This window comes from Nonlabens tegetincola (genome assembly GCF_002954355.1).
In the GTDB taxonomy this organism is placed as follows: Bacteria; Bacteroidota; Bacteroidia; order Flavobacteriales; family Flavobacteriaceae; genus Nonlabens; species Nonlabens tegetincola.
Map to the genome: position 1 here is coordinate 511,599 of NZ_MQVV01000012.1, position 12,108 is coordinate 523,706.

Below are 12,108 nucleotides of genomic sequence, written 5' to 3' on the forward strand. Positions count from 1 at the left end.
TAGTAAAGATGTTAAAGAGCAAGAATGTTTAGAAAATAGGAGCTATTGTTTTCTCAAAATCATGATAAGTCTAGAACTGTTGAACTTATCATATTCATTGAGTTGATAATCACCATAAATGTCTATTAGTTCAAGACCAGCTTGATCAAAATATTTTTGAAAATCTGATAGCATCAAAGCGCTCACTCTTTCTGTAAAATGGTACTTATTACCACCATCTGTAAACTCAATATCTTTATAGATAAACCCGTTTTCAAAACGTCGGTTCATATTAAAGGTGATACCTTGAATGGTTTTGGAATTTGAAATAATTAAATGCCTGAGTACATGAGGTACATTCATAAAGTCAATGACTGCATAGGCACCATCTTTCAAATTTTTCTTTATGGATTTAATGGTGTTTAAGTTATCTTGTTCTTCATCAAAATACCCAAAACTGGTAAATAAATTAAATACCGCATCAAATTTATCATGATAGGGCAAGGTCATATTGTGAACGTCAAACGTTATACGACTACTATCTACTGATGCATCTTGCTCTAATTGTTTGCGAGCAAAGTCAATACTGTTTTCACTTAAATCAACTCCAGTAACTTTGAATCCTAATTTGTTAAGGAACAAACTGTGACGACCACGACCACAGGCAAGATCCATAATGTGACTATCTGCTTGTAATGAAAGAGCAGTGGTTAGGTTATTCATAAAAGCACCTGCTTCTTCATAATCTCGATCACCATAAAGTATGTGATAATAGGGCGTGTTAAACCAGCTTGCGTACCACTCTTGTTTCTGTGCTCTCATAGGCGGCAAAAATAGCGTAATTTTGCAGGCTAAAATACCTAAGGATGTCCCAAAATTTTAAGATGATTGCCAAAACACTCTTTGGACTGGAAGAAGTTCTAGAGAAAGAATTACGCCAGCTGGGTGCAATGGATATTAAACGAGGTGTGCGCATGGTTCAATTCTCTGGTGATTTAGGGTTTATGTACAAGGCAAACATGATGTTGCGTACTGCTATTCGTATTCTTAAACCTGTATACAGTTTCAAAGCTCGTAATGAGGTTGATTTGTATGACGGTATCTATCAACATGATTGGTCTCAATATATTCATGAAGATGATAGTATTTCTGTTCACGGCACAATAGCCTCCAGATATTTTAATCATAGCCAGTATGTAGCTTTAAAAACAAAAGATGCAATCGTTGATCAATTTCGTAGGAAAACTGGTACTAGGCCAAACGTGGATACCAAACATCCAGATTTAAGAGTATCCGTGCACATTAACGATCAACGGGTAGATGTTTCTATTGACTCCAGTGGTGAGCCCTTGTACAAACGTGGCTATCGAGATAAAACAAATATTGCACCTATTAATGAAGCTCTTGCAGCAGGAATTATTTTATTAAGTGATTGGGATCAACGATCCACTTTTATTGATCCTATGTGTGGTAGTGGTACCATTGCTATAGAAGCGGCAATGATAGCTGCAAATATTGCTCCTAATCTTAATCGAATGGAATTCGGTTTTGAAAAATGGAAGGATTATGACAATGCCCTTTTTGAAAAAATCCAAGATAGCTGCCTTAAAAAAATGCGTGAATTTGATGGTAGAATTATAGCTCGTGATGCCGATGGCTATACCCTTCAAAAAGCTAAGGACAATGTAAAAAACGCCAATCTTGAAGATTTCATATCACTGGAAAAAGGAGACTTTTTTAGAGATAATCAAACAGCCAAAGCTTTCTTACTTTTTAATCCACCCTATGATGAACGTATAGGTATTGAGATTGATACGTTTTATAAACAAATAGGTGACACGCTCAAACAACGTTACCAAGGTAGTACAGCCTGGATCATCACAGGAAATCTAGAGGCGATTAAACATGTTGGGTTGCGTCCTTCACGTAAAATCAAATTGTATAATGGTAAACTAGATGCCAGATTAGTTAAATATGAAATGTACCGTGGGACAAAAAAGATTCACAAGTTGCAATAATTTTATACTAAAATTAAACAAGATATTTTTTACCACAACTAGGCTAGTTATATTTGAAACAAACATTGTTTCATGAAAATAATAGCTAGAATATTTCAAATTTTTGTAGGAATATTATTCATCTTTAGTGGTCTTGTAAAATTGAACGATCCGTTAGGGTTCAGTTATAAATTAGATGAATATTTCAGTGCGGCGGTTCTAGGTCTTGAATTCTTGCAGCCACTTGCACTTCCTATAGCCATATTTGTGGTGATTTTTGAAGTAGTTCTTGGGGTAATGCTTCTTTTAGGTTTTCAAAAAAAGTTTACAGCATGGTCTTTACTTTTAATGATTGTGTTTTTTACGTTTCTCACGTTTTATAGTGCTTACTTCAATAAAGTGACAGATTGTGGTTGTTTTGGTGATGCTATTCCGTTAACACCATGGGAATCATTTACAAAGGACGTTATCTTACTCATTATGATAATAGTGTTGTTTATGAAACAGGATTATTGGTATAGCGCTTTCGCGAAAGCGAAATCAAGCATAATCACTTTACTCGCTACTATTGGTTGTTTTGCCCTGGCTTACTATGTTTTAATGCACTTGCCGGTTCTAGATTTTAGAGCTTATAAAGTAGGTACCAATATAGTTGAAGCCATGAAGGAAGATCCTACAAGACCTGATGTTTATGAATATAAATGGTATTTTAATGTCGATGGTGCAGAGAAAGTCGTGACTACTAATGGTGATTATCCTAGCGGCTATGGAGAATTAGTTAGATATGAAACGGAACTGGTTGAAAAAGGTTACGAACCACCAATTCACGATTTTAAAATTGAGGATGAAAATGGTGAAGATTTTACTAGTGACTTTTTAACCAAACCTAAAGTTGCTATGATCATCACTTATAACCTAAACAAAGCAGAGGTTGAAGGATTAAATAAATTGAATAAATTTATAGATAGGGCAGAGACTGCTGGTTATGAGGTTGTAGGTCTTACGGCATCTAGTATGGATGATGTAAAAACTGTGATGAATAAACATGAATTTTCAACTACTTTTTATACTGCCGATGAAACTGCTTTAAAAACCATTGTACGATCAGTACCTGGTGTTATTCTTGTAGATAGAGGTATTATAACTGCAAAATCTCACTGGAATGATCTAGAGTCATTAGAATTATGATAAGTTACCTTTTAAAAAAACTAGGATATGCACTCTTTACGCTTTGGGGAGTTGTGACACTAGTTTTTTTTCTTTTTTATTTGATGCCAGGTGATCCTGCGCAAATGATGTTAGGTGAAAATCAAACTATGGAGCAGGTAGCTGCGGTACAGAAAAAGTACGGACTGGATCAAACTCTAGGAAAACAATACTTGTATTTTATAAACGACTTGAGCCCAGTAAGTTTTCATAGTGACAATGCTGATGATTTTACTCATTGGAACAATAGAAACAGCGGATCTTCTATTGTAAAATTAGGAGGATATCATCTAGTTATAAAAACACCTTATTTGCGAGAATCTTTTCAAAAAACAGGCAAACAGGTCAGTGAGGTGATAGGTGACACTTTACCTAATACTGTTGTGCTTGCGATTGCTTCCATCTTAATCGCTTTATTCATGGGTCTTGCCCTTGGAGTAATATCTGCATTATATAGAGATTCTTGGATTGATAAGGTTATTCAAGTAATAAGTACCATGGGTATGAGCATTCCTAGTTTCTTTAGTGCGATAATCGCAGCTTACCTGTTCGGGTATTTGTGGCATGAATATACAGGACTTCCTATGAGTGGTAGTTTGTACGAGATGGATGATTATGGAGAAGGAATTCATCTACAAATACGCAATCTTGTGCTACCAGCTTTGGTATTAGGAATACGTCCGCTTGCGGTAATCACTCAATTAATGCGTAATAGTTTACTAGAAGTTCTGTCTCAAGAATACATAACAACAGCCTATGCAAAAGGATTGACAACACTTCAGGTAATAAAGCGTCATGCTTTCAAAAATGCGCTCAATCCAGTAGTTACAGCAGTAAGTGGCTGGTTTGCGAGTTTACTAGCAGGAGCTGTTTTTGTCGAATACATTTTTGGATGGAACGGTTTAGGTAAGGAAATTGTAGATGCATTAAACACAAAAGACCTGCCCGTAATCACAGGAGCAGTTCTAGTCATTGCTAGCCTGTTTATATTGATTAATATTGCAGTAGATGTGATTTATATAAAACTGGATCCTAGAGTAAAACTAGACACATAATAACAACTGACATAAAAACTTAACTATGAGAAAGCAAATTGTAGCCGGCAACTGGAAAATGAATTGTGATCTTCCAGATACACAAAAATTAATAACCGATCTTAAAACAGGTCTAGTAAAAGAGTTCAATTGTGAGCTTATGATTGCACCTTCAACACCATTTTTATATAATGCTTTTAATAGTACACTAGATTCAGATATTGAAGTGATTGCTCAAAATGTAAGTGAGCAGGATAAAGGGGCATTTACAGGTGAAACTTCTGTAGATATGCTTCAAAGCATAGGTATTAAAACCGTAATAATTGGTCATTCTGAACGTCGCGATATATATGGTGAAACTAATGAGCTTATCGCTCAAAAAGTTAAAGCCAGTGTTAATAAAGGTATGAGAGTGATATTTTGTTGCGGTGAACATTTAGGGATACGTAAGGAAGATAAACATTATGACCTTGTGGGTAACCAGGTTAAAATAGCTCTACAAGATTTAACTGAAGAGCAAATGTCACAAATAGTAATTGCATATGAACCAGTTTGGGCTATAGGAACGGGTGAAACAGCAACCCCAGAACAAGCACAAGAAATGCACGCACATTTGAGAAATGAATTGTCTACTTTATTCAACGATTCAATTGCGCAAAATACAAGTATTTTATACGGTGGTAGCGTAAAACCGAATAACGCAGCAGAATTATTTGCTAAACCAGATGTTGATGGTGGACTTGTAGGTGGAGCTTCCTTAAATGCAGAAAGCTTTCTAAACATCGCAAATGCTATTTAAATTAAAACTTATTTTATTTTTTCTATCAGCCTTACCTGTTTGCCACTTACAACTAGATTTTTCATTTGATTTGGCCGTAGCAGCAGAGCAGCTTACAAAAGATGAGGTGACTTATAATGGAAGCTATTTTTCAATCCCATATCCTAATGGAGATATCCCTGCACAATATGGAGTTTGTACCGATGTAGTAATACGAGCCTATCGTAAGGTAGGTATAGATTTACAACAGCTAGTCCATGAAGATATGAAGGAAAACTTCAAAGAATATCCGCAATTATGGGGATTAAAAAAACCAGATACCAATATTGATCATCGCAGAGTGCCTAATCTGGGTAAATTTTTTGAAAGAAACGGGACTATTTTCCCATTTCAAAAGATAAATCAAACTACCTGCCTGGAGATGTAGTAACATGGGTACTCACAAATAACATGACTCACATTGGAATAATATCCACAAAAAAAGATTCTAAGACTGGTAATCCACTTGTCGTTCATAACATAGGAGCAGGTCAGGTCTTGGAAGATTGTTTATTCAAATTTACAATAACAGGGCATTATAAATATGGCAAATAATATTACAAATCAAATTTACGTAGAATACGATTTCACAGTCACGCCTCGCGAACCTTGGAGCGATATTTTGTGTGCCCAATTAGGCGACGCAGGTTTTGAAAGTTTTATTGATACTCAATCTGGAGTAAAAGCTTACATTCTTAAAGATCTAGATAGTGATAATGTGTTGAGTACAGTAGATCTTATAAACAGTGACTATTGTGATATCGCTTTCGCGAAAGCAGATATTCCACCTACTAATTGGAATGCCGAATGGGAAAAAAACTTCACGCCGATTCTCGTGAACGACCAATGCTTAATAAGAGCGCCATTTCACGAAAGTAAAGAGGTCAAGTATGAAATTGTAATGGAACCTAAAATGAGTTTTGGGACAGGACATCATCAAACCACTTACATGATGATACAATTTTTACTAAAAGAGGAACTAGCTGGTAAAAAAGTACTAGATATGGGAAGTGGGACAGGAGTTCTTGCCATACTGGCCCAAATGAGAGGAGCAACACTTGTAGATGCCATTGATATTGATACCTGGTGTTTTGAAAATGCCCAAGAAAATACTGAACGTAATAATGCCGATAAAGTTAATGTCATATTGGGTGGTGCAGAGCAGCTTGCAGGTAAGCAATATGATTTTATAATAGCAAATATTAATAGAAACATACTATTGCAAGACATCCCCAAATATGCAGAATGTTTAAAAAACGGTGGAAGCATTATTTTCAGTGGTTTCTATACACAGGACTTACCCTTAATCAATGAGGCTTGTAGTAAGGTTGGACTCACTTATGAGACTCATATAGAGAAAGATAATTGGGTAGGTTTAAAAGCTAATAAATAATTAAATTTGCATACTCATTAAAATAGCGCAAGAAAAAAAGGTATATTTGAGAGGTTATGAAAATGGATGTTAAAGAATTAATTCAACCTAAACAAAAGGTTGATGTTCTAGAAAAGGAAGAAAAGAAAATCGTACTTTACAACGACGATGTCAATACTTTTGATCACGTGATTGATATGTTAGTAGCAACATGTGATCACACTCCTGTGCAAGCAGAACAATGTTCCATTATCGTTCACTATAAAGGAAAGTGTTCAGTAAAAACAGGAGAATACGATGATTTAAAACCTCGCTGTTCAGCCTTGCTGGAAGCTGGCTTAACCGCAGAGATTGTCTAAGAATTTGCTTTCCCCTTTTATTCATATTAATGAATAAAATAATTAAGTCTGCCACTAGGCAGACTTTTTTATGATTACTATCCGGCTAGTTGTTCAAAGAATCCACCGATCTTTTTTGACTTATCTATTAAGTGTATTTCTATAATCCATTCCCTTTTTCTTCCAGCACGGTCAAGAGATGACATGGGTGTATGATTTTCTGGATGTATGTAGTTCGTTTTGTCCTCTTTGTCTAATTGCTCATGAGGAAAATGTCCTATAAGGTGACCGGCAATGGGTCCACCGTATTGCCATCCAAAATCTTCTGCAAGGTCAACACAGTATTTGTACAACTGTGAACCGGTTATATCAAGATTTGATTTATAGAAATTATTGGCAATATGCCACAACTTCTCTGTATCCTGAGCAAGTTGCTTTTTAATGGGATCATTTCCTAGTACATACGTACGCCCATAATCAGCTTCATAATCCTCAATGATAGGTCCAAAATCTAAAAATAATATATCGTCTTTTTGCACATCAATGTTAGGTGGATTTTCATCGTATGGATGTAAGGTGTTTTCCCCAACTCTTACGATTCTTTTGTGCCAGTATTTTTTAATATTAAATACTTCTTCGGCTAGATCATAAATTTTAGTATTAAGTTCTTTTTCTGTAATTCCTGATTGGATCAGATTTCTTTTTATGATCTCCTCAAAAAGTTCAGCTGCTATGGCTTCAGCTTTTTGTAATTCTGCTCGCTCTTTACTCATAAGTGAAAGATAGTTTACAACAGTTTTATTTAAAAATGCTTTTAATGTTTTAAAAGATTGGTTTTAACTAAAGTGTTGATAATTAGGTTTTTTATTAAACAAAATGTTGTAACTTTCTGAAACCAAAAAGCTTAACCATGAAAATAAAACTACTTACCTTACTTTTATTAGTATGCAGTATGAGCTATGCTCAAACGAGGGCAAACGACGCTACTGCAGAAATTTGTGATGATCTATCTAATGATGGTGTCGAATTATTTGATTTTACCTCTTTAGAAAACGATATTTTAGGGTCACTTAATCCATCTGATTTTACGATTACGTTTTACAACAATATGTCCGATGCTTCAAATGGAGTTAATTTTTTTACTAATCCATCGAGTACTCCTGTAAGTATTCAAAACTCTCAATACTTTGCAAGAGTATTTGAGACTGCTACCGGAAGTTTTGATGTAGTTTCAGTATTTGTAATTTTATACCCAACGCCTTTGCCTACGACAGTTCAGGCAGTAACTGTATGTAGTGCACAAAATCCAGGTAGTGGCTTTTTAACCTCACGTGTTGATATAATTAATGAGATTAATGCCATAGCATCAACTAGTCCTATGATAGAAATATTCTTATCTCAGCAAGATGCAGATAATGATATTAATCCCATTTCCTCAAATGCGAGTATTCCTGTAAGCCCAAATGGTACTAGCATTTTTCTTAAGCAATATGGTGATCCTAATTTTCAATCCGATTGTTGGGTTATTGAAAATATAACCGTTTATCCTAGATTGTGTAACGCTACAAGTTCTCCGTTACCTGATTTATTCGAATGCCTAACTCCTGGTAGTAACACCAGCTGCTTCGATCTTTCTCAACAAGACTCGTTGATATTATCAAATTCAAACCCAGTTAACTATTCTATCTCTTACCATCTTTCACAAGTTGATGCAGATAATAATTCAAATCCAATAGCCTCACCATACTGTACAAGTTCTATTGATTTAATATTTGTTCGTTTTGAAAATATAGATGTAAACACAGTTGATACTTCTATGACATTTAATGTCATAGGTGTTCCCGAACCGCAAAATTATACTTTTCCTACTGTTGAAGGTTGTGATAGAACTGGATCTGGAATAATTGATTATGATGCATTCGCCATTTTAACGGAAGTACAATCACATTCTTTACCCAATGGCGTTGCCTCGGCCAATATTTCCTATCATTTATCTCAGCAAGATGCGGATGCTTCCATAAATGCAGTTGGCAGTCATGCTGGTTTTACAGCTTCTAATACTCTAAATACCATATTTGTAAGAGTAGAATATGACCCTAGTTTGTGTTTTTCTGTATTTCCTGTTAGTGTATCACAAACAAACAATTGTTTAGCAATTAATCCTCCAATTGATCTTACCGACTGTTTGGATTCAACAACTGGTTTAAGCTGCTTTGATTTGACCTTAAATGATAGTGTAATTCTTGCAGGACAATCATCAAGTTCATTTACTGTAACCTACCACAATTCGCTGTCAGATGCGCAGTCAAATGTAAATGCGATATCAAATACAAATAATTATTGTGTATCTACCGATCAACTAGTATATGTTAGATTAGAGGATAATCTTACAGGAAATTACGGTGTTGATTTTTTTAATCTTACAGTAGCTCCCACTTTAATAGATGATAATCATAACCTTCCTGACTTAGTAGAATGCGATGACGATCTTGATGGTGTCATTGACTTTGATCTAACAGAGAGTTCATCCCTTTTGTCCTCTTCAAATAGTGTTGAATTTTATTTAAGTTTAAATGACGCTCAAAATCAAGTGAACCCCATTGCAACACCAAGCTCCTATACTGTTGCTGGTATAGCATCATCGGCTTCTATTGATATTTTTATTAGAGAATTAATTCCATCAGGTTGCGATGTTGTATATCCTATTGAATTAATTGCCAATGCAAATTGTAATTCTGCTTATAGATGTAGTGATGCTGTGGCCTTGTGTAACCAACTAGGGCAAGCGCAACCTAATGTATTCGGAAATATTTTTGCCGAAGCTGGTAATTATTATCCATTTTCACAATCATCGGGTCCTAGAAATCCATCTTGGTATTACATTCCTATAGAAACCAGTGGCTCTCTTACACTTGAACTGTATCAAAACACTTCACCTACCTTCAATGGTCAAGGATTAGACATTGATTTTGCAATTTATGGGCCGTTTACAAATCCTACTCAAAACTGTGGTTCCTTAACAGCAAATGACCTAATTGATTCTAGTTTTAGCCTAGCAATGCCAGAAATTGCAACAATTCCAAATGCTCAAGCTGGGGAATTCTATTTATTACTAGCCAGTAATTTCACGCAACAACCTGGGTTTTTAAAATTTGAAATAGCCTCAAGTTCAACGGCAACCGTAAGTTGTGATGGGATACAAATGAGATCAATACTTGATGTTAATGCAAATGGAGTAGTAGATAGCACAGATGTTCCTTTTCCTCTTGGAACGTTTGGGTGGGAATTGAACTCTAATGGATCTATCATGAACATTGCTACACCCGATGGAGAATTTGAAATATATGACATAGATCCTACCAATAGTTATGATCTTACTTACGAAATTTTTTCAGCTTATAATACTTCATATACAGTAGCTCCGGCTTCTTATACTAATCAAACCATACCAAATGGTAGTGGTTTAACAACTCGTGATTTCTTAATAAGTGCAGTTAATAGTTATGAAGATGTAGCAATTTATATTGTTCCTAATCAACAACCTAGACCTGGATTTACTTATACTGAAACTATTGTTTATGGTAATTTAGGTCCGTTACCTGTTTCCGTAGGACAAGTACAAGTAGATGTCGATCCCTTAAATACAATTATTTCAGTGAGTGATCCTAATGCTACGGTTACGGGTAATCAAATAAATCTTAACTATTCAAATTTGTTGCCTTTTGAGTATCGAACTTTTGAAGTATCAATGCAAGTACCTGTTATTCCAACCGTGAATTTAGGAGACATTTTATCTAATGACGCAAGTATTACACCTGTAGCCAATGATCTCACGCCTAATAACAATGTAATAAGTAGTAATCAAGTCGTAATCGGTAGTTATGACCCTAATGATAAAATGGAAAGTAGAGGACCGACAATCAATCTACAAGAATTTACAAACGACGATTACTTTTATTACACGGTTAGATTTCAAAATACAGGAACAGCTAGTGCTATAAATGTTAGAATAGAAGATGAGCTAGATGCTCAATTAGATTGGGAATCACTTGAAATGATATCATCCAGTCATCATTATTCTATGCAGCGTGTTGAAAAGGATGTGACTTGGAGATTTGACAACATAATGCTGCCAGATTCATTGTCAAACCCAGTTGGAAGTAATGGTTATGTTTACTTCAAAATCAAACCACAATCCGGCTGGACAAATGGAACGGTTATTCCTAATACCGCAGAGATTTACTTTGACTTTAATCCTCCTATAATTACAAACACTTTTACATCAACCTTTACAGTTCCTTTAAGTGAACCTCAAGTAGATCAACCGCAGTTCACTGTGTTCCCTAATCCTGCAACTAAACAAATAACGGTATCTTGGGAACGTTCTTTGGATAATGGTTTAATGCGGATATATGATGTTAGTGGAAAGGTCACGCTTTCGCGAAAGCTAAACAACCAGCATACAACAGTTAATATTGAGGAGTTAAGTGCAGGAATGTATTTCATCGAAATAGAGCATAACGGCCAGAAATATCAATACAAGTTGATTAAACAGTAAATAGGAGAGATATATAAAAATCAAAACCAGCTTAATAGCTGGTTTTGATTTTTTACTATTCAAACGTCTTAGTACTACCTGCGGTAAGTCGTCTTATTTCAGATAATTCTTCTTTAGTTAGGTCGCGATATTGTCCCACAGGAATATCCAGACTCACGTTCATGATTCGTATTCTTTTAAGCTTAGTAACTCTATAACCCAAATATTCACACATACGGCGTATTTGTCTATTGAGTCCTTGCGTGAGAACAATTCTAAAGCTTTTTTTTCCTAATTGTTCTACTTCGCATTCTCTGGTAATCGTATCAAGGATAGGAACACCACTTGCCATTCTTTTTATAAAACGGTCGGTTATCGTGTGATTTACATGAACTATATACTCTTTTTCATGACCGTTACGAGCTCTTAAAATCTTATTTACAATGTCGCCATCGTTAGTCAAAAAAATAAGCCCTTCACTCATTTTATCTAATCTACCTATAGGAAAAATACGAGTAGGATAATTTATATAGTCAATAATATTATCCTTTTCTACACGAGTATCTGTCGTACAAACAATCCCTACCGGCTTGTGTAATGCTATATATACTGGTTTTTCTTTTTTACTACTTACTTTTTCACCATCAACGGCAACTTCATCACCAGGCAGTACTTTTGTTCCCATTTCAGGTACTTGACCATTAATAGTAATGCGTTGCTGTTCGATTAGTTTATCGGCTGCACGTCGTGAACAAAACCCTTGCTCACTGAGATACTTATTTATTCTTATTCCTTCCTCTTGTGACATGTTGCAAAGGTAGTGAAGTG

Annotated in this window: 10 protein-coding genes and 1 pseudogene; 8 read left to right on the forward strand and 3 right to left on the reverse strand. The window is 35.3% G+C overall.

Going from position 1 to position 12,108, the window contains the following annotated elements:
• Positions 1-42: 42 nt before the first annotated feature.
• Entirely contained in the window at positions 43-801 is a 759-nt protein-coding gene (locus tag BST93_RS06275) for an SAM-dependent methyltransferase (RefSeq protein WP_105018485.1), read from the reverse strand.
• A gap of 44 nt (positions 802-845) precedes the next feature.
• Here BST93_RS06275 and BST93_RS06280 point away from each other — a divergent pair, with 44 nt between their 5' ends.
• From BST93_RS06280 to BST93_RS06310, 7 genes and pseudogenes are all read left to right on the forward strand, one after another.
• On the forward strand, positions 846-1,997 hold the full coding sequence (locus BST93_RS06280; RefSeq protein WP_105018486.1) for a THUMP domain-containing class I SAM-dependent RNA methyltransferase: 1,152 nt from the start codon (positions 846-848) through the stop codon (positions 1,995-1,997).
• 72 nt (positions 1,998-2,069) lie between these two features.
• Positions 2,070-3,164 (forward strand): BT_3928 family protein, encoded by a 1,095-nt coding sequence (locus BST93_RS06285; protein WP_105018487.1) that lies wholly within the window; start codon positions 2,070-2,072, stop codon positions 3,162-3,164.
• Positions 3,161-4,237 (forward strand): ABC transporter permease, encoded by a 1,077-nt coding sequence (locus tag BST93_RS06290; RefSeq protein ID WP_105018488.1) that lies wholly within the window; start codon positions 3,161-3,163, stop codon positions 4,235-4,237. The genes BST93_RS06285 and BST93_RS06290 overlap by 4 nt, the downstream gene beginning before the upstream one ends.
• A 25-nt stretch (positions 4,238-4,262) precedes the next feature.
• The gene (gene tpiA, locus BST93_RS06295) at positions 4,263-5,015 is read left to right on the forward strand and encodes a triose-phosphate isomerase (protein WP_105018489.1); all 753 of its coding nucleotides are present in this window, start codon (positions 4,263-4,265) and stop codon (positions 5,013-5,015) included.
• Positions 5,005-5,588 (forward strand): annotated as a pseudogene (locus BST93_RS06300) (DUF1287 domain-containing protein). Before tpiA ends, BST93_RS06300 begins: the two are co-directional and overlap by 11 nt.
• Positions 5,578-6,426 (forward strand): 50S ribosomal protein L11 methyltransferase, encoded by an 849-nt coding sequence (gene prmA / locus BST93_RS06305; protein WP_105018490.1) that lies wholly within the window; start codon positions 5,578-5,580, stop codon positions 6,424-6,426. Before BST93_RS06300 ends, prmA begins: the two are co-directional and overlap by 11 nt.
• A 62-nt stretch (positions 6,427-6,488) precedes the next feature.
• Positions 6,489-6,764, forward strand: coding sequence for an ATP-dependent Clp protease adaptor ClpS (locus BST93_RS06310; RefSeq protein WP_060524983.1), 276 nt, complete (start codon positions 6,489-6,491; stop codon positions 6,762-6,764).
• Positions 6,765-6,841: 77 nt separating this feature from the next.
• On the opposite strand, the gene BST93_RS06315 is transcribed toward BST93_RS06310, so the two are convergent.
• The gene (locus BST93_RS06315) at positions 6,842-7,516 is read right to left on the reverse strand and encodes a M24 family metallopeptidase (protein WP_105018491.1); all 675 of its coding nucleotides are present in this window, start codon (positions 7,514-7,516) and stop codon (positions 6,842-6,844) included.
• Positions 7,517-7,653: 137 nt separating this feature from the next.
• Here BST93_RS06315 and BST93_RS06320 point away from each other — a divergent pair, with 137 nt between their 5' ends.
• Positions 7,654-11,301, forward strand: coding sequence for a T9SS type A sorting domain-containing protein (locus BST93_RS06320; protein WP_105018492.1), 3,648 nt, complete (start codon positions 7,654-7,656; stop codon positions 11,299-11,301).
• 55 nt (positions 11,302-11,356) lie between these two features.
• On the opposite strand, the gene rluF is transcribed toward BST93_RS06320, so the two are convergent.
• Positions 11,357-12,088, reverse strand: a complete 732-nt coding sequence (gene rluF / locus BST93_RS06325) for a 23S rRNA pseudouridine(2604) synthase RluF (RefSeq protein ID WP_105018493.1) — start codon at positions 12,086-12,088, stop codon at positions 11,357-11,359.
• Between the last annotated feature and the right edge of the window lie 20 nt (positions 12,089-12,108).